Consider the following 18,557-nt stretch of genomic DNA (forward strand, 5'->3'; position numbering starts at 1 on the left):
CCGACGTAACCGACTCCGGCAACGCCGAGGCGTCCGGCGTTCCAGCGGTGCGTCGAAGGCGGTTTGGGGGTGGGGCCATGAATCCGGTGCTGGAGCCGTTGTTCCGCACGGTCCGCGCCACCCACCCCAAGGCCGACCTGCGCCTGATCGAGCGTGCGTACGACGTCGCCGCCTACCACCACCGCGACCAGAAGCGGAAGTCCGGCGACCCGTACATCACCCACCCGCTGGCGGTGGCCACGATCCTGGCCGAGCTCGGCACCGACGACGAGACCCTGTGCGCCGCGCTGCTCCACGACACGGTGGAGGACACCGCCTACGGCCTCGACGAGCTGCGCGGCGACTTCGGCGACACCATCGGGTCGCTGGTCGACGGCGTGACCAAGCTGGACAAGGTGAAGTTCGGCGACGCGGCGCAGGCCGAGACCGTGCGCAAGATGGTCGTCGCCATGTCGCGCGACATTCGCGTGCTGATCATCAAGCTCGCCGACCGGCTCCACAACATGCGCACCATGCGCTACCTCCCCGAGCACAAGCGTCACCAGAAGTCGCGCGAGACGCTGGAGATCTTCGCCCCGCTGGCCCACCGCCTGGGCATGAACACGATCAAGTGGGAGCTCGAGGACCTCGCCTTCGCGATGCTCTACCCCAAGCGCTACGACGAGATCGCGCGCATGGTGTCGGAGCGGGCGCCGCGCCGCGACCTGTTCCTGCAGGAGGTCATCGAGAAGGTCTCCGGCGACCTGCGCGAGGCCAAGATCCGCGCCGTCGTCAAGGGCCGGCCGAAGCACTACTACTCGGTCTACCAGAAGATGATCGCCCGCGACGTGGCCTTCGACGACATCTACGACCTGGTGGGCATCCGCGTCCTCGTCGACAGCGTGCGCGACTGCTACGCCGCGCTCGGCACCATCCACGCCCGGTGGAACCCGGTGCCGGGGCGGTTCAAAGACTACATAGCGATGCCCAAGTTCAACATGTACCAGTCGCTGCACACGACGGTGATCGGTCCCGAGGGCAAGCCGGTGGAGCTGCAGATCCGCACCCACGCGATGCACCACAGGGCCGAGTACGGCGTGGCCGCGCACTGGAAGTACAAGGAGGAGGTCGGCAGCCCCGGCCCCACCGGCAAGGTCAAGCCGGGCAGCGACATGGCCTGGCTGCGCCAGCTCCTCGACTGGCAGAAGGAGACCTCCGACCCGGGCGAGTTCCTGGAGTCGCTGCGGTTCGACCTGTCGGTGTCCGAGGTCTACGTGTTCACCCCGAAGGGGCAGGTCATCGCGCTGCCCGAGGGGGCCACGCCGGTCGACTTCGCGTACGCCGTGCACACCGAGGTGGGCCACCGCTGCATCGGCGCTCGCGTCAACGGGCGGCTGGTGCCGCTGGAGTCGCGGCTCGGCAACGGCGACACGGTCGAGATCTTCACCTCCAAGTCGCCGGACGCGGGGCCGTCGCGCGACTGGCTCAAGTTCGTCAAGTCGGGCCGGGCCCGCAACAAGATCCGGCAGTGGTTCTCCAAGGAGCGCCGCGAGACCGCGATCGAGGCGGGAAAGGAAGCCATCGGGCGGGCCATGCGCAAGCAGGGCCTGCCGCTGCAGCGGCTGATGTCCGGCGAGGCGCTGCTGGCGCTCGCCCGCGACCTGCGCTACCCCGACGTGTCCGCGCTCTACGCGGCCGTGGGGGAGGGGCACATCGCGGCCCAGGCCGTCGTGCAGAAGCTGGTGGCCTCGATCGGCGGCGTCGACAGCGCCGAGGAGGACATCGCCGAGACCTCGCTGCCCACCCGGCTGCGCGGCCGTCCCCGCGGCGGTGGCGGCGCGGGCGTGGTCGTGGCGGGCGACGCCGACGTGTGGGTACGCCTGTCGAAGTGCTGCACCCCGGTGCCGGGCGACGAGATCGTCGGGTTCGTCACGCGGGGGCACGGGGTGTCCGTGCACCGGGCCGACTGCACCAACGTGCAGCAGCTCAAGGAGCAGCCCGACCGGCTCGTCGAGGTCAGCTGGTCGCCCAGCGACGACAGCGTGTTCCTGGTCGCGATCCAGGTGGAGGCGCTGGACCGGCCGCGGCTGCTGTCCGACGTCACGCGTACGCTCTCCGACCAGCACGTCAACATCCTGAGCGCGTCGGTCACGACGTCGCGGGACCGGGTGGCGATCAGCAAGTTCACCTTCGAGATGGGCGATCCCAAGCACCTGGGGCACGTGCTCAAGGCCGTGCGCAGCATCCAGGGCGTGTTCGACGTCTACCGCGTCAGCGGCGCCGGCAACTGACCCCTTTCGGGCGGGCGTCGATCCAGGGGAGGCGCGCACGAGGCGGGGTCCGCGCGACGGGCCCGGCTCCTCCGTCGCACCCCGCTGGAGGAGCGTCGCGGCGGGGCGCCGGCGTGTGGCCGGTCTCCTGGGTGGCCCGTGGGGGTCAGCGGGGGCGGAGGTCGGGGAGGTTGACGACGATGGCCTCCTGGGTGCTGCGGGCGATGACGACCACGGCCTCCTGCGACGGGTCCGGATTCTCCTCGCGATGCGGCACGTACGGCGGCACGAAGATGTAGTCGCCGGGCTTGGTGTCCAGCCGCACCTCCCGCCCGTCCTCCAGGAACACGAACGACGGCGTGCCGCTGACCACGTAGATGGCCGTCTCCGAGGCCCCGTGGTGGTGGTCGGACGAGCGCGTGGCGGGCGCGACGTGGGTCTGGCCCATCCACAGGCGGGCGGACCCGGCCGTGGCCCCGCTGATCGCCGCGAGCCTGCGCATGCCGGAGCTCTGCGCCGTCTCGCCCGAGAGCTCTCCTGAGGGCACGTGACGCAGCGGCTGGTGGAACGGGTCACCCTCCGCCCTGTAACCCTCCCAGAGGCGCCCTCCAGCGCGTTCCAGGACGCCCGAGGCGACGGCGGCCAGCCGTGCCGAGTCGTCGACGGCGCCGAGCAGCGCCTCCGCCAGCACCGGATCGTGGGCGCGCAGCTCGCGCAGCAGCCACTTGCCGCTCCCTTGCCACCTGCGTCCCAGCCCGAGCGCCATCCTGGCGGTCTCCTGCACCACCTGCCACCGGATGAACGTCCGTTCGCCCGCGTCCGTGGCTCCCGAGAGGTCGTCGAGGAGGTCGGACAGGGCGTATCTGGCCCGTTCGGCCTGTGAGCTGGTCAGACCGCCCGGTCCGGCCGTCAGGCGCTCGCTCAGCGCCGCCTGGAGGTCGCTGGCCCGGCCGCTCGTCCGGTCGGTCACCACCGCGCCCTCGGCGCACATGCGGGCCAGGCTCGGCTGGCGCCGGTCGAAGTCCTTGTCGAGGTAGGCGCGCAGGCTGGTCTCGCTGTGCACGAACAGCTCCACGGGCCACTCCCGCCACCGCAGCGACTCGCGGTAGGGGGTGGGCAGGCCGTCGAGCACCACGACGACGTCGAGGTCGGAGGTGCTGGTGCGGCGCTCGGTGAGGGCGCTGCCGCCGACGAAGGCGTACAGGGCCCCCGGGAACATCTCCTCGACGAGGGCGCGTGCGGCGCTGACGGGATCCATGCCCGCCAGCCTAGGTCTCAGCCCCTTCCGCCGCCGCCCCATTTCACGCACCGCCGCCACTCGCTCGCGCACGGTCGCACGGACCGGTGGAGGCCGGACGGGGCCTCCACGGGCCTGTTCACTGGGGTCAGCTGAACTCGGCGAGCGTGCGCTCGGCCTCCTCCAGCCACGAGCGCCGGGCGATCAGCGCCTCCTCGGTCTCCTTGATGTCCTTGGCGCGACCGGCGGCCTGCGCCTTGGACAGCCGCTTCTCCAGCTGCTCGATCGAGGTGCGCAGCTGGTCGACGGTGCTCTGCGCGCGGGCCCTGGCCTCGGGGTTGGAGCGCTTCCACTCGGCGTCCTCGGCCTTGCGCACGGCGTCGTCCACCTTGCGCAGCCCGCCCTCGAGCCGATCGCGCTGCTCGCGCGGCACCGGGCCGGCGGCCTCCCAGCGCTCCAGGATGTGCCGCAGCGCCGAGCGGGCCGTGCGCACGTCCGTGACCGGGAGGATCTTCTCGGCCTCGGCCAGCAGCTCCTCCTTGATCTCCGCGTTGGCGGCCAGCGAGGCGTCACGCTCGGCGAAGACTGCGGAACGGGCCTGGAAGAACTGGTCCTGCGCGCCCTTGAAGCGGGCCCACAGCTCGTCCTCGGCCTCGCGCGAGGCCCGCCCGGCGCTCTTCCACTGCTGCATCAGCTCGCGGTAGATCGCCGCGGTCTGGCCCCAGTCGGTCGAGTCGGCCAGCGCCTCGGCCTCGGCGACGATGCGCTCCTTGGCCGCCCGCACGCCCTCGCGCTGCTCGTCGAGCCCCGCGAAGTACGCCTTGCGCCGCTTGGCGAACGCCGTACGGGCCGCCGACAGCCGCTTCCACAGCGCGGCCTCGGTGACCCGGTCGATGCGGTCGGCGGCCTTCCACTCCTCGACGAGCTGGCGCAGCCGCTCGCCACCCGACTTCCAGTGGGTGGTCTCGTCGGCGATGCGCTCGGCCTCGGCGACGATGCGCTCCTTGACCGACCTGGCCTCGGCGCGCGCGTGCTCGCGGGCCGCCTTGACCTCCTCGCGGCGCTGGGCGACCAGCTCCGTCAGGCCGTCGAGCCGGGCCGTCAGCGCGTCGAGGTCGCCGATGGCGTGAGCGTCGGCGACGGCCTCCCGCAGCTTGACGATGTTCGCCTCGGCCTGGGCAGGAGCCAGGTCGGTGCCCTTGACGCGCTGTTCCAGCAGCTGTACCTGACCGGCCAGCTCGTCGTACTTGCGATGGAAGTAGGCCAGTGCCTCTTCGGGTTCACCGGCCTGCCAGGAGCCGACGGCCCGCTCTCCCTCAGCCGTACGCACGTAGACGGTGCCGTCGTCGTCTACCCGGCCCCACGGGTCGGTGCTCACCGTGTCCTCCCGCACTTTCCATCAGACCCTTCGGGACTACTTCGTCCCTAGTTTGTATTACGTCAGCTCTTGCTGGCGAATGTCACGTCTTTGATTTCGACGGTTTGCTTCGGCGCCCCCGTCCCGTCGCCCGCGTCCGCGATGACGCCTGCTTTGTTCACCTTGTCCAGGATGTCGAGCCCCTTGGTGATCGTACCCACCGGCGTGTAATCCGGGGTGAGTCCGATGTCGCCGAAAACGAGGAAGAACTGGCTTCCCGTGCTGCCCGGCGCCTGCGTTTTGGCCATGGCCATCACGCCGCGCTTGTACTGGGCACCCTGGAGGTTCTCCTCGGCCATGACGTAGCCGGGGCCGCCGGTGCCGTCCTGGCTCTTGCCGTCGGCCTTGGCCGTCGGGTCGCCGCACTGCAGCATCGGGAACTGGCCGCTGCCGAGCCGGTGGCACTTGCTGCCGTCGTAGTACTTCTTCTTCGCCAGGAACTCCAGCGAGTTGGTCGTGCAGGGCGCCTTGGCGTTGTTCAGCTCGACGACGATGTCACCCTGGTTGGTCTTGATCGTCATCGTCTTGGTCGCCGGCGTGGTCTTGACCTTGGCCGGCGGCATGCCGACGTCCTTGACCTGCCCGCCTCCCGCGTCCTTGACGTAGTCGCAGGTGCCCGTCGCCGCGTCGTACGGCTTGGGCCCCGCCGCGGCCGAAGCCGAGGCCGAGGCCGAAGGCGCCGCGGTGTCGGCGGCCGACGCCGAGGGCGAGGCGGCCGCGTCGGTCCCCGCGCCGTTGCCGCCCAGTAGCGCGACCGCGGCGACGATGCCGCCGATCACGATCACGACGCCCACCGAGGAGCCGATGATCGCCGTGCGCTTGGCCTTCTGCTCGCGTTCGACCCGGCGCTGCATCTGCCGCTCGTAGTGCTCACGAGCGAGCTGCCTCTGCCGGTCCTTCCCCGTGGCCACCGCTTTGCCTCCCATAGTCAATCAACTGAGGTGGGCGAATCGTATCGGCCAACGGGTAATGATTCGCAGCCCGGCGACCCGCACCGGTACCCTTCGGTTACATTCCCATTGGCTTTTCGACGAGATCACCTGAGGCAGATGCTCATCGCCGGCTTCCCCGCAGGGGCCTTCCAGACCAATTGTTACGTTGTCGCGCCCGCGGCCGGCGAGGAATGCGTGATCGTCGATCCAGGTCAGGACGCGACCGAGGGCGTCGACGAGCTGCTGCGGGAGCACCGGCTCAAGCCGGTCGCGGTCCTGCTCACCCACGGCCACCTCGACCACGTCTGGTCGGTCGCCCCGGTCTGCGGCGCGCGTGACGTCCCCGCGTGGATCCACCCCGACGACCGCCATCTGCTGAGCGACCCGGCCGCCGGCTGGTCGGGCACGAGCGCCTCGCTGTTCGGCGGGCTGACGCTGAGCGAGCCCGACGACGTGCGCGAGCTGTCCGACGGGGCGGTGCTGGAGCTGGCGGGCCTCGAGCTCGTGGTCGACCACACGCCCGGCCATACCAGGGGGTCGGTGAGCTTCCGGCTGCCCGGCGACGAGATCATGTTCTCGGGCGACCTGCTGTTCGCCGGCTCCATCGGCCGCACCGACCTGCCCGGCGGTGACTACGCGACCATTTTGCGCAGCCTGGCTGCCAAGTGCCTGACGCTGCCTGACGATACGGTCGTCCTGCCGGGCCACGGACCACAGACGACGATCGGCCGCGAGCGCGCTACCAACCCATACTTGAAGGAAGCGGCGCCGCAGTCCGGTCCCACACGAGGGATCTAATGAGCTTCCAAGCACCTAAAGGTGTCAAAGAGTACGTTCCACCGCAGGCCTCGACGTTCTACGCGATTCGCGGAGCTTTCGCCGAGACGGCCAGGCGGGCCGGATACTCCTACCTGGAGACCGCGGTCTTCGAGGACACCCAGCTGTTCGCGCGTGGCGTCGGCGAGTCCACCGATGTCGTCAGCAAGGAGATGTACACCTTCACCGACCGCGGCGGCAGGTCGCTGACGCTGCGCCCGGAGTTCACCGCCGGCGTGCTGCGCGCGGTCCTGGAATACGGCCTGCACCGCGGCCAGCTCCCGGTGAAGGTCTGGACCGACGGCCCGGTGTTCCGCGCGGAGGCGCCCCAGGAGGGCCGCTACCGCCAGTTCTACCAGCTCGACCTGGAGGCCGTCGGCAGCGAGGACCCGGCCGTCGACGCCGAGACGATCGCGCTGGCCTGGCAGTGGTACACCGCGCTCGGGCTGACCCGGGTGCGGCTGCTGCTCAACTCGCTGGGCTGCAAGGAGTGCCGCCCGATCTACCGGGCCCGGCTGCAGGAGTTCCTGCGCGCGCTCGACCTCGACGAGGCCACCAGGGCCCGCATCGAGATCAATCCGTTGCGCGTGCTCGACGACCGGCGTCCGGAGGTGCGCGCCCAGCTCGAGGACGCGCCGCTCATCGGCGACCACCTCTGCGCCGACTGCAAGGCCTACCACGACCGGGTCAAGCAGCTCCTGGCCGACCTGGGCATCCCGTGGGAGGACACGCCCAGGCTGGTGCGCGGGCTCGACTACTACACCCGCACCACCTTCGAGTTCGACCACCCGCTGCTGGGCGCGCAGTCCGGCATCGGCGGCGGCGGCCGCTACGACGGGCTCTCCGAGGCGATCGGCGGGCCGCCGCTGCCCGGCATCGGCTTCGGCCTCGGGCTCGACCGCACCGTCATCGCCTTGGAGCGGGAGGGCGTCGTGCTCGACACCCCGGCCCGCTGCGAGGTGTACGGTGTGGCGCTGGGCGACGAGGCGGCGCGGGCCATGTTCAAGCTCGTGAGCGGGCTGCGCGCGGCCGGTGTCGCCGCCGACATGTCCTTCGGCGGCAAGGGGCTCAAGGGCGCGATGAAGGGGGCCGATCGTTCCGGCGCCCGCTTCGCGCTGATCCTCGGCGAGCGTGACCTGGCGGCCGAGGCCGTGCAAGTGAAGGACCTGACCACCGCTGAGCAGACCGAGGTGCCCTTGGCCGCGGTCGTCGACGTTTTGAAAGGGAAACTGCAGTGATCCGCACGCACAAGGCCGGGTCGCTCCGCGAGGAGCACGCCGGGCAGCAGGTGACGCTCGCAGGATGGGTGGCTCGCCGCCGTGACCACGGCGGCGTGGTCTTCATCGACCTGCGCGACGCCTCCGGCTCGGCGCAGGTGGTCTTCCGCGAGGAGGACCACGCCCACGACCTGCGCGCCGAATACTGCGTGAAGGTCGTCGGCCAGGTCAGGGTCCGCCCCGAGGGCAACGAGAACCCCGACCTGCCCACCGGCGCGATCGAGGTCGTGGCCGAGCAGGTCGAGGTGCTGAGCGAGTCCGCGCCGCTGCCCTTCCCGATCGAGGGCAACGTGGGGGTCTCGGAGGAGGCCCGGCTCAAGTACCGCTACCTCGACATCCGCCGCCAGCAGGTGGCCAACGCCATGCGCACCCGCTCCAAGGCCACCTACCTCGCCAACGAGGTGATGCATGAGCTGGGCTTCGTCTACGTCGAGACGCCGACCCTGACCCGTTCCACGCCCGAGGGCGCGCGCGACTTCCTGGTGCCAGTGCGCCTGCAGCCCGGCAACTGGTACGCCCTGCCCCAGTCGCCCCAGCTGTTCAAGCAGCTCCTCCAGGTCGCCGGCCTCGAGCGCTACTACCAGCTCGCCAAGTGCTACCGCGACGAGGACCTGCGGGCCGACCGGCAGCCGGAGTTCACGCAGATCGACGTCGAGATGTCCTTCGTGGACCAGGAGGACGTCATCGAGGTCGGCGAGACGCTGATCGGCCGGCTGTGGAAGGAGATCGCCGGCTACGAGCTGCCGACGCCGCTGCCGCGCATGACGTACGCCGACGCGATGGCCCGCTACGGCTCCGACAAGCCGGACCTGCGCTTCGGCCAGGAGCTGGTCGAGATGACCGGCTACTTCGCGGGCACCCCGTTCCGCGTCTTCCAGGCCGAGTACGTCGGGGCCGTGGTCATGCCGGGCGGTGCCTCGCAGACGCGCAAGGAGCTCGACGGCTGGCAGGACTGGGCACGCAGCCGCGGCGCCAAGGGCCTGGCCTACGTGCTCGTCCAGGAGGACGGCACGCTGGGCGGCCCGGTCGCCAAGAACCTCACCGAGGGGGAGCTCTCCGGGCTCGCGGCCAAGGTCGGCGCCGAGCCGGGCGACGCGATCTTCTTCGCGGCCGGCCCGAAGCACGCCTCGCGCGACCTGCTCGGCGCGGCCCGCCTGGAGATCGGCCGCCGCTGCGGCCTGATCGACGAGTCGGCGTGGTCGTTCCTGTGGATCGTCGACGCCCCCATGTTCGAGCCCGTGTACGACGAGGTGGGCCGCGAGACCGGCTGGACCGCCGTGCACCACCCGTTCACCGGGCCCAAGCCGGAGTGGGCCGACAACTTCCAGGACCACCCGGGCGAGGCGCTGGCGTACGCGTACGACATGGTCTGCAACGGCATGGAGATCGGCGGCGGCTCGATCCGTATCCACCGGGCCGAGATGCAGCAGCGCGTCTTCGACGTGCTGGGCATCTCCAAGGAGGAGGCGGAGAGCAAGTTCGGCTTCCTGCTGGAGGCGTTCAAGTACGGACCCCCGCCGCACGGCGGCATCGCCTACGGCTGGGACCGCATCTGCATGCTGCTGTCCGGCGGCGACTCGATCCGTGACGTGATCGCGTTCCCGAAGACGGCCTCCGGCTTCGACCCGCTCACGGGCGCGCCCACGCCGATCACGGGAGAGCAGCGCAAGGAGGCGGGCGTCGACGCCAAGCCCAAGACCGAGGTCTAGGCATGTGAAAACGGCGGGCACCGGAGCCGGTGCCCGCCGTTTTCGCCGTCGCCCTACTTGAAGGTGATGGTCTTGATGATCACCGGGTTCTTGGGCGCCGTGGTGCCGCCGTCGCCGGTGATGTCGGCATCGTTGAGGAGCAGGTCCTTGCCGCTGGTGGCCAGCCCCTGCAGCATGTCCATGCCCTCGCTGACCACGCCGATCACGTTGTAGCCCGAGCCGATCTGGTTGTTCTCGTCCGATAGCGAGATGGCGAACTGGCTGTTGTTCTGGCCCATCGCGTCACCCGCCTGGGTCATGAACACCACGCCCTTCGACAGGGAGATGTCGGCGTTCTCGTCGCCGTAGACGTACCCCGCGGTGCCCTGGCCGTCGGTCGGGTTCTTGCCGTCGGCCTTGGCCAGCGGGTCGCCGCACTGCAGCAGGTGCACGCCGGACACGTCGGGCGTGACCAGGCGGTGGCACTTCATGTTGTTGTAAAACTTCTTCTTCGCCAGGAAGCTGAGCGAGTTGATCGAGCACGGCGCGGCGTCGGTCATGAGGTCGATGACGACCGTGCCGCGGTTGGTGACGATCGTCATCTTCTTCAGCTTCATGTTGGGCTTCTTGCCCGGCAGGCCGACGAACTTGTTCGGCACCCCCGTCTCCCGCTTGTAGGTGCAGGTGACCGGGCCGGTCTTGGCCGACGGTGTGGTCGACGGCTCCGTGGAGGCGGAAGCGGAGGCCGAAGCGGAAGGGCTGCTCTCCGCCGAGGCCTTGCCCGGTTCCTTGTTGACCAGAGTGGTCGCGGCGAAGATGCCCCCCGCGACCACGACGACGGCCACGCCCGCGCCGATGAAGGTGTTCCGCCTTGATTTGGTGGTCTGGGCGGCGGCGCGCTTCGCCTGCCGTTCCTTGTGCTCCCGCGCCAGCTCGCTCTGGCGGTCTTCCTCGTTCTGGCGGTCGTCGCCGCTCACCGCTATGTCCTCTCATTTTTGCCCGTGCATGACCAAACAACTCCGCGCATGCTACCGGCCTTCGATATGTGCCGGACGTAAGTGGCGAAAGCGGCAGAGGGCGACATGTGAGGTCGCGAACCATATGGTGCTGAGATTCGTAGTTGAAATGAGAACTAAGGAGCACCTCATGTTCGACCAGATCCTCGGCCTGCCGGCGCATCCACTGATCATTCACTTCGCCGTCGTGCTCACCCCGCTGCTGGTGGTCGCGGCGGCCGTCTACGCGCTCGTCCCGCGCTGGCGTACGTACGTGGCGTGGGCTGTGGTGCTGCTGTCCCTGGCCGCTCCCGCGGCGGTCTTCGCGGCCAAGGAGAGCGGCGAGAGCCTCAAGGCGGCCCGCTTCGCCACGGCGGACGGCGAGCTCGGGACCCGCATCACCACGCACCAGAGCTTCGCCAACCCGCTGCTGCTGTCGGTGCTGGGGCTGGCCGTGGCCGCGCTGCTGCTCGTGTACGCCACCAGCCCGGCGCGCGGCTCGGTCGGCCGCGACCGGTTCGGCCGGGCCGCGACGCTGACCCTGTCGGCGCTGACGCTGGTGCTGGCCGCGGTGGCCGGCTACTACGTCTTCCGCGCCGGGGACTCGGGCGCGCGAGCGGTCTGGGGTGCGTAGTCCGCGCGTGTAATCTCATGATGTGGATAGCCTGTTCGATTCCGCGGCCGAAGAGGCCACCCCGCAGCCTCTCGCGGTGCGGATGCGACCGCGCACGCTCGACGAGGTGATCGGTCAGCGGCACCTGCTCGGCCCGGGCACCCCGCTGCGGCGCCTGGTCGAGAGCGAGGCTCCCATGTCGCTGTTCCTGTGGGGGCCGCCGGGCACCGGCAAGACCACGCTCGCCTACGTCGTCTCCAACGTCACCAAACGCCGCTTCGTCGAGGTCTCCGCCGTGTCGGCGGGCGTCAAGGACGTACGCGCCGCCATCGACAACGCGCGCCGCGAGCTCGGCATGAGCGGTCGGCAGACGGTGCTGTTCGTGGACGAGGTGCACCGCTTCAACAAGGCCCAGCAGGACGCGCTGCTGCCCGCCGTGGAGAACCGCTGGGTCACCTTCATCGGCGCGACCACCGAAAACCCGTTCTTCTCGGTCATCTCGCCGCTGCTGTCGCGCTCGCTGCTGCTCACCCTGGAGTCCCTGTCCGAGGACGACATCCGCGCCGTGCTGGAGCGGGCCGTCTCCGACCCGCGCGGCCTCGGCGGCCGCGCCACGCTCGCGCCCCAGGCGCTGGAGCATCTCGTACGCCTGGCGGGCGGTGACGCGCGCAGGTCGCTGACGTACCTGGAGGCGGCCGCGCTGCTGGCCGACGACATCACCGTGGAGGTGGTGGAGAAAGCCGTCGACAAGGCGGCCGTACGCTATGACCGCCAGGGGGACCAGCACTACGACGTGATCAGCGCGTTCATCAAGTCGATGCGCGGCTCCGACGCCGACGCGGCCCTCCACTACCTGGCCCGCATGATCGAGGCCGGCGAGGACCCCCGCTTCATCGCCCGCCGCATCGTCATCTTCGCCTCCGAGGACGTCGGCATGGCCGACCCGACCTGCCTGCAGACCGCGGTGGCCGCCGCCCAGGCGGTGCAGCTCATCGGGCTGCCGGAGGGGCAGATCAACCTGGCGCACGCGGTCATCCACTGCGCGATGGCCCCCAAGTCCAACGCCGTGGTCAAGGCCATCGGGGCGGCCATCGGCGACGTCCGCCGCGGCCTCATCGGCCAGGTCCCGGGCCACCTCCGGGACGCCCACTATCCGGGGGCGGCCAAGCTCGGGCACGGGGACGGCTACAAGTACCCGCATGATTTCGACCATGGGCTGGTGCGGCAGGAGTACGCGCCCGAACAGGTGCGCGAGCGCCGCTACTACGAGCCGACCCGGCATGGCGCCGAGGCCCCGGTCGCGGACCGCTGGGCCAAGATCCGCGACTTCCTCCGCGGCTCCTGACGTCGCACTCAACCCGGGGTCCCACCGGCGCTTGGCGGCGCGGTGGCCGTCGGCGTAACGCGGTGGCGGTGGCGGTCGGCGTAACGCGGTGGCGGTGGCCGTCGGCGTAACGCGGTCGGCAGGGTCGGCGTCGTTGAGGCGCGGCTTGAGCTCTTCCGGCGCCGACGCGGCGAGTCAGGGCCGCTGGTGCCGGCACTCTCGTCTTCCCGGTGCCGGGGTTGTCGGGTCGTGGTGTGGTGGTGCTCGGCGCAATGCGGTCGGTGGAGTGACGGTGCACATGCGGCGGGGTTGTCGCGACTCGTGCGGTGGGTGGGGTCGGTGGTGGGGTGTCTTCGAACGCCGTGGGGTGTGGGGGCGTCGGGGAAGGCGTGTGTGGCAGGGTGGGGGATGGCGTAAGTTTGGGGTGCTCGGGCGTTGGACACGGCCGGGCCGGGGACGGCTGGTGGCGCACGGGATCGGGGCGGCACGCGGGCGGTCGTGGAAGCGCCGGACGCCGACGCGGCAGCACGATCAAGCTCGGCGTCCTCACCAAGGTTGTCACTCGAACGCGATAAGGTCTTGCCGTTCCGGCCCAGCGTACGAGGGAGATGAGCGCATGCTTACCGCTGGAGAGGTCGCCGGCCTGATCGCGGCCACGGGCTGGATAGTCCTGGTCTGCGTGCTCGCCATGGTGCTCCTCAAGCTGGCCAGGCTGCTCACCGAGGCCACCAAGGCGGTCTCCGACCTGAACGACCGCCTGACGCCGCTGCTCGACGACATGAGCGTCACGGTCAACGAGACCAACAGGCAGCTGATCGCCGTCGAGGCCATCACCAAGGACGTCAAGCAGGTCAGCGGCCACGCGGCCAAGCTCAGCGCGGTGACGCAGACCATCTTCACCGGGCCGCTGATCAAGGTGTCCTCGCTCGCGTACGGCGTCCGCCGAGCCATCGAGGCCCGCAGGCCCCGCAAGGCCGTCCCGAGGACGCGTCAGGGGCAGGCACGATGATCAGGCGGCTGTTCTACCTGTCGCTGGGCGCGTTCCTCACCTTCTGGGTGATGCGCAGGCTGCAGGCGCTCCACCCCGACCACGTCGCCCGCAGGACGGCCAACAGCGCCGCGGGGATGCTCCGGCAGGTGAGAGACTTTACTTCCGACGCGCTCGGCGAGGCCGCGGAGCGCGAAACCGAGTTGCGAGCACGCTTCGGGCTCGACAACGCTGAAGACAACAACTAACGCAAAGGATGGCCAACATGGAGTCGGCAGAGATCGCCCGCCGCTTCCTGCGCTTCTTCGAGGAGCGTGGGCACAAGGTAGTGCCCTCGGCCAGCCTGATCGCTGAGGACCCCACGCTTCTCCTGGTTAATGCCGGTATGGTGCCGTTCAAGCCGTACTTCCTGGGGCAGCGCAAGCCTCCGGCGTCACGGCTGGCTACCGCGCAGAAGTGCGTGCGCACCCCCGACATCGACGAGGTCGGCAAGACCACGCGGCACGCGACGTTCTTCCAGATGCTGGGCAACTTCTCCATCGGCGACTACTTCAAGTCCGAAGTGATCCCGTTCGCGTGGGAGCTGCTCACCCGCTCCGAGTCCGACGGCGGCTTCGGCTTCCCCGAGGACAAGCTGTGGGCCACCGTCTACCAGGACGACGACGAGGCCTACGACATCTGGCGCAACCGCGTCGGCCTGCCCGACCACCGCATCCAGCGGCGCGGCCTGGAGGACAATTACTGGCACATGGGCGTGCCCGGCCCCGGCGGACCCTGCTCGGAGATCTACTACGACCGCGGCGCCGAATACGGCAAGGAGGGCGGTCCCGTCGCCGACGAGGACCGCTATCTCGAGGTGTGGAACCTCGTCTTCATGCAGTACCAGCTCAGCCAGGTCCGCACCAAGGTCGACTTCGACGTGGCGGGCGAGCTGCCGGCGAAGAACATCGACACCGGCATGGGCCTCGAGCGCATGGCGGCGATCCTGCAGGGCGTCGACAACATCTACGAGATCGACACCACGTACAAGATCCTCGACAAGGCGGCCGAGCTCACCAAGACCCGCTACGGGCGCGACGCGCGGGCCGACGTGAGCCTGCGCGTGATCGCCGACCACGTCCGCACCGGCACCATGCTGGTGGCCGACGGCGTGCTGCCCAGCAACGAGGGCCGGGGCTACGTGCTGCGCCGCATCCTGCGCAGGAGCGTCCGCAACCTGCGCCTGCTCGGCTCCGGCGACGACCGCTACATGCACGAGCTGACCGACGTCGCGATCAACGTCATGGGCGAGCAGTACGACCAGCTCAAGGCCGACGCGCCGCAGATCCACGCGGTCATCGACGCCGAGGAGGCGTCGTTCCTGGGCACGCTGCGCACCGGCACCGCGATCTTCGACGTGGCCGTCGAGGAGACCAAGCGCAAGTCCGGCACCACGCTCTCCGGCGACCAGGCGTTCCAGCTCCACGACACCTACGGCTTCCCGATCGACCTGACGCTGGAGATGGCGGCCGAGCAGGGGCTCAAGGTCGACGAGGAGGGCTTCCGCCGGCTCATGAAGGAGCAGCGGGAGCGGGCCAAGGCCGACGCCGCGGCGAAGAAGACCGGCAACGCCGACATCTCCGTCTTCGGGCAGCTCCTGGAGAAGGCGGGCAAGGTCGAGTTCCTCGGCTACGACCAGACCGAGGCCGACACGAGCGTGGTCGGCATCCTCGTCGACGGCGTGCCTGTTCCGGCGGCGGGTGCGGGCACGACCGTGGAGGTCGTGCTCGGGCGCACCCCGTTCTACGCCGAGGGCGGCGGCCAGCTCGCCGACCAGGGCGTGATCCGCACCAGCGGCGGCGAGGTCGAGATCGTCGACGTGCAGACGCCGCTCGCGGGCCTGGTCGTGCACCGGGGCAAGATCCGCAGCGGCGAGCTCAAGGTCGGCGACGACGCGCAGGCGGAGATCGACCTCGAGCGCCGCCGCGCGATCTCGCGCAGCCACAGCGCCACCCACCTCGTCCACCGCGGCTTCAAGAACGCGCTCGGCGAGACGGCGGCCCAGGCCGGCTCGGAGAACTCGCCCGGCCGCTTCCGCTTCGACTTCACCGCGGCGGGCGCGGTGCCGCCCAGCGTGCTGCGCGACGTCGAGGACGAGGTCAACGCCGTGCTCATCAACGACCTCAAGGTCAACGCCTTCTACACCTCGCAGGCGGAGGCCAGAGCGATGGGCGCGCTGGCCATGTTCGGCGAGAAGTACGGTGACGAGGTCCGCGTCGTCGAGATCGGCGACTACTCGCGCGAGCTGTGCGGTGGCACCCACGTCCACAGCTCCGGCCAGCTCGGCCTGGTCAAGGTGCTGGGCGAGCAGTCGGTCGGCGCGGGCGTGCGCCGCGTCGAGGCGCTCGTCGGCATCGACGCCTTCCGCTTCCTGGCGCGCGAGAGCGTGCTGGTCGCGCAGCTCACCGAGCAGCTCAAGGCGCGCCGCGAGGAGCTGCCCGAGCGCATCGACGGCATCGTCACCCGGCTGCGCACGGCGGAGAAGGAGCTGGAGAAGCTCCGCTCCGCCCAGGTGCTCCAGGTGGCCGGCGATCTCGCCGCCAAGGCCGGTGACCTGCGCGGAGTCTCCGTTGTGACACACCGCGCGCCTGATGGCACCGGTGCGGATGATCTGCGTAAGCTCGCGCTGGATGTGCGTGGCAGGTTCCCGGCGGACCGGCCGGCGGTCGTCGTGATCGCCGGCGTCCCCTCCGACCGACCTGTGGTGGTTGCCGCGGTCAACGAGGCGGGGCGCGAGCGGGGGCTCAAGGCCGGGCAGCTGGTCGGCGTCGCCGCCAAGGCTCTTGGGGGTGGCGGTGGCGGCAAGGACGACGTCGCGCAGGGCGGCGGCACACGGCCGGAGGCGATCGGCGACGCGCTGCAGCTGGTCGAGCAGGCTATCGCGGATCAGCTCGGCTGATATGAGGTTCGGCACGCGGATCGGCGTGGACGTCGGATCCGTACGCGTCGGCGTGGCCCGCAGTGACCCTTCCGGGCTGCTGGCCACGCCGGTCGAGACCGTCAAGCGAGGCAAGGGCGACCTCGACCGCATCGCCGCGATCGTCGCGGAGCACGAGGCGATCGAGGTGATCGTGGGGCTGCCCACCTCGCTGTCCGGACGCGAGGGACAGGCGGCGGGGCTGGCCCGCCAGTTCGCCGCCGATCTCGCGGTCCGGCTCGCGCCGACGCCCGTGCGGCTGTTCGACGAGCGGCTGACCACGGTCGCCGCGACGCACGGGCTGCGGGCCAGCGGCATGAAGGCAAAGAAGCAGCGCGGCGTCGTGGATCAGGCCGCGGCCGTCGTGCTGCTGCAGGACGCGCTCGACTCCGAACGCGCCACCGAAAGACCCCCAGGCAGGCCCGTCGTACCGCCCCCAGCGGCCGACGGACCTGCCTCATGAGCGCGCGCGACACGGGGGTCGCGCCCGCGGCGCACACGGCACGGGACACGGCCACGACGTGGCCGCAGGTCCGCCGGGGCGCCCACGCGCGGGCGGCGCGCACAGGCGCGCGGGGCACGGCCTCGAAGGATCGGAGCCTCTGCTCGGCTGACGGCGGGGCGCCTACGAGGGTTCAGGGCGACCGTGCGGCTGCGGGGCTTCCGGCCCTCTGCTCGGCTGACGGTGGGGTGGCCGCGTGAACGGCAGGCCCGAGGGTGAGGATGACCTCGGCGACGTGATCCCGTTCTCCTCCGGCGACTCCGCGGAGGGGACGCCGGAGGACCCGGCGGAGCGCGAGCCGAGGCAGGAGCCACGGCGGCCCGAGCCCGATGCTACGACGGACCCTGATACGGCGGAGGCGGAGGTCGCAGGGCCGGCCGCGCCCCGGCAGCGGGCCATGCGCAAGGCCGGGATGGTCTCCGCGGGCCTGATCGTGGCCCTGGTGGGCCTGGGGGCTGGTGGGATCGCGGTGCTCAAGCCGTACCTCAGCCCCGACGACTTCGACGGCCCCGGCAGCGGCGCCGTGACGGTGCGGATCGCGCCGGGCTCGAGCGCGCAGGCCATCGGCTCCGCGCTGGCCGAGGCCGGGGTGGTGGCGAGCGCGCAGTCGTTCGTACGGGAGACGGAGGAGCGCGCGGTCACCAACCGGCTGCGGCCCGGACACTACCGGCTGCGCAAGGGCATGGCCGCCAAGGCGGCGCTCGACCTGCTGCTCGCGCCGTCGTCCAGGGTGGTGCGGCGCGTCACCGTTCCCGAGGGCCTGCGGACGTCCGAAGTGCTGGCCCGCGTCGCCAAACTGGCCGGGCTGCCGCTCAAGGAGCTGCAGGGCGTCGACAAGGCTCTCGTCGGCCTGCCTTCGTACGCCGAGGGGCTGGAGGGGTTCCTGTTCCCCGCGACGTACGAGATCGAGCCCGGCGACACGGCCGTGGACGTGCTCGCGGCGATGGTCGAACGCTTCCGGCTCGCCGCCCGCCAGATCGGGCTGGAGCGGGAGGCGGCCCGCAAGCACCTGACGCCGCTGGAGGCCGTCACGGTGGCCAGCATGATCCAGGCCGAGGGCGGGGTCGACGCCGACTACCCGAAGATCTCCAGGGTGATCTACAACCGCCTCCAGAAGGGCACCCCGCTGGAGATCGACAGCACCGTCCTGTACGCGCAGAACCGGCGGAGTCTGAAGATTACGGAGCGTGACACCAAGGTCGACTCTCCTTACAACACCTACCGGCACAAAGGGCTGCCGCCCGGACCCATCGCGAATCCGGGGGAGAAGGCGCTGTTGGCAGCCCTGAACCCAGCCCAAGGCGATTGGCACTGGTTTGTGACGACGGATCCGGCGCATAGAATCACCAAATTCACTAACAAAGAGAGCGAGTTCGTGAGATACCGGGAAGAGCTGAACAAGAACCTCGGGACGAGTTGATGTTCGACGGGACCCCCTCCGTCCCGGCGCAAATGCCCCAAAACGGGGCATGCGCCCTCTTTCCATCCCTTAGCATGGCTACCCAGAGTGATCTCCGCTGGTCGTGGGAGCATGTCCGGCGGACCCCCCAGTTCCGCTCGGTG

15 protein-coding genes are annotated in these 18,557 nt (G+C 70.4%); 11 read left to right on the forward strand and 4 right to left on the reverse strand.

What is annotated here, in order from left to right:
• Window positions 1–77 precede the first annotated feature (77 nt).
• Complete coding sequence (locus ACIBI9_RS22470; protein WP_397224093.1) at window positions 78–2,270, forward strand: RelA/SpoT family protein; 2,193 nt, start codon at window positions 78–80, stop codon at window positions 2,268–2,270.
• Between the two features lie 145 nt (window positions 2,271–2,415).
• On the opposite strand, the gene ACIBI9_RS22475 is transcribed toward ACIBI9_RS22470, so the two are convergent.
• From ACIBI9_RS22475 to ACIBI9_RS22485, 3 genes are all read right to left on the reverse strand, one after another.
• On the reverse strand, window positions 2,416–3,507 hold the full coding sequence (locus ACIBI9_RS22475) for a cupin domain-containing protein (RefSeq protein WP_397224094.1): 1,092 nt from the start codon (window positions 3,505–3,507) through the stop codon (window positions 2,416–2,418).
• A gap of 127 nt (window positions 3,508–3,634) precedes the next feature.
• Window positions 3,635–4,864 (reverse strand): DUF349 domain-containing protein, encoded by a 1,230-nt coding sequence (locus tag ACIBI9_RS22480; RefSeq protein WP_397224095.1) that lies wholly within the window; start codon window positions 4,862–4,864, stop codon window positions 3,635–3,637.
• A gap of 62 nt (window positions 4,865–4,926) precedes the next feature.
• Window positions 4,927–5,814: a peptidylprolyl isomerase gene (locus tag ACIBI9_RS22485; protein WP_397224096.1), complete on the reverse strand. Its 888-nt coding sequence runs from the start codon at window positions 5,812–5,814 to the stop codon at window positions 4,927–4,929.
• Window positions 5,815–5,952: 138 nt separating this feature from the next.
• On the opposite strand from ACIBI9_RS22485, the gene ACIBI9_RS22490 reads away from it, so the two are divergent.
• Genes ACIBI9_RS22490 through aspS form a run of 3 tightly spaced genes read left to right on the forward strand, consistent with a single transcriptional unit; the run spans window position 5,953 to window position 9,637 of the window.
• Window positions 5,953–6,633, forward strand: a complete 681-nt coding sequence (locus ACIBI9_RS22490) for an MBL fold metallo-hydrolase (protein WP_364843101.1) — start codon at window positions 5,953–5,955, stop codon at window positions 6,631–6,633.
• Window positions 6,633–7,889, forward strand: a complete 1,257-nt coding sequence (hisS, locus tag ACIBI9_RS22495) for a histidine--tRNA ligase (RefSeq protein ID WP_397224097.1) — start codon at window positions 6,633–6,635, stop codon at window positions 7,887–7,889. The genes ACIBI9_RS22490 and hisS overlap by 1 nt, the downstream gene beginning before the upstream one ends.
• Complete coding sequence (gene aspS / locus ACIBI9_RS22500) at window positions 7,886–9,637, forward strand: aspartate--tRNA ligase (protein ID WP_397224098.1); 1,752 nt, start codon at window positions 7,886–7,888, stop codon at window positions 9,635–9,637. The genes hisS and aspS overlap by 4 nt, the downstream gene beginning before the upstream one ends.
• A gap of 53 nt (window positions 9,638–9,690) precedes the next feature.
• Here the strand turns inward: aspS and ACIBI9_RS22505 are convergent, their stop codons facing one another.
• Window positions 9,691–10,593 carry a peptidylprolyl isomerase gene (locus ACIBI9_RS22505; RefSeq protein WP_397224099.1) on the reverse strand — a complete coding sequence of 301 codons (903 nt, stop codon included), beginning with the start codon at window positions 10,591–10,593 and terminating at the stop codon, window positions 9,691–9,693.
• A 169-nt stretch (window positions 10,594–10,762) separates the two neighbouring features.
• On the opposite strand from ACIBI9_RS22505, the gene ACIBI9_RS22510 reads away from it, so the two are divergent.
• The 7 genes from ACIBI9_RS22510 (at window position 10,763) to mltG (ending at window position 18,414) form a co-directional block, all read left to right on the forward strand.
• On the forward strand, window positions 10,763–11,245 hold the full coding sequence (locus ACIBI9_RS22510; RefSeq protein WP_397224100.1) for a DUF2231 domain-containing protein: 483 nt from the start codon (window positions 10,763–10,765) through the stop codon (window positions 11,243–11,245).
• 82 nt (window positions 11,246–11,327) lie between these two features.
• Complete coding sequence (locus ACIBI9_RS22515; protein WP_397224193.1) at window positions 11,328–12,569, forward strand: replication-associated recombination protein A; 1,242 nt, start codon at window positions 11,328–11,330, stop codon at window positions 12,567–12,569.
• A 595-nt stretch (window positions 12,570–13,164) separates the two neighbouring features.
• On the forward strand, window positions 13,165–13,557 hold the full coding sequence (locus ACIBI9_RS22520; RefSeq protein WP_394499512.1) for a DUF948 domain-containing protein: 393 nt from the start codon (window positions 13,165–13,167) through the stop codon (window positions 13,555–13,557).
• Window positions 13,554–13,784 carry a hypothetical protein gene (locus tag ACIBI9_RS22525; protein ID WP_397224101.1) on the forward strand — a complete coding sequence of 77 codons (231 nt, stop codon included), beginning with the start codon at window positions 13,554–13,556 and terminating at the stop codon, window positions 13,782–13,784. Before ACIBI9_RS22520 ends, ACIBI9_RS22525 begins: the two co-directional genes overlap by 4 nt.
• A 17-nt stretch (window positions 13,785–13,801) precedes the next feature.
• Window positions 13,802–16,474, forward strand: a complete 2,673-nt coding sequence (gene alaS, locus ACIBI9_RS22530) for an alanine--tRNA ligase (protein WP_397224102.1) — start codon at window positions 13,802–13,804, stop codon at window positions 16,472–16,474.
• Window position 16,475: 1 nt separating this feature from the next.
• Complete coding sequence (gene ruvX, locus ACIBI9_RS22535) at window positions 16,476–16,955, forward strand: Holliday junction resolvase RuvX (protein ID WP_397224103.1); 480 nt, start codon at window positions 16,476–16,478, stop codon at window positions 16,953–16,955.
• Between the two features lie 235 nt (window positions 16,956–17,190).
• A complete protein-coding gene (gene mltG, locus ACIBI9_RS22540; RefSeq protein WP_397224104.1) occupies window positions 17,191–18,414 on the forward strand; it encodes an endolytic transglycosylase MltG in 1,224 nt (407 codons plus the stop codon).
• Window positions 18,415–18,557 lie beyond the last annotated feature (143 nt).

It is taken from the genome of Nonomuraea sp. NPDC050451, assembly GCF_044458585.1.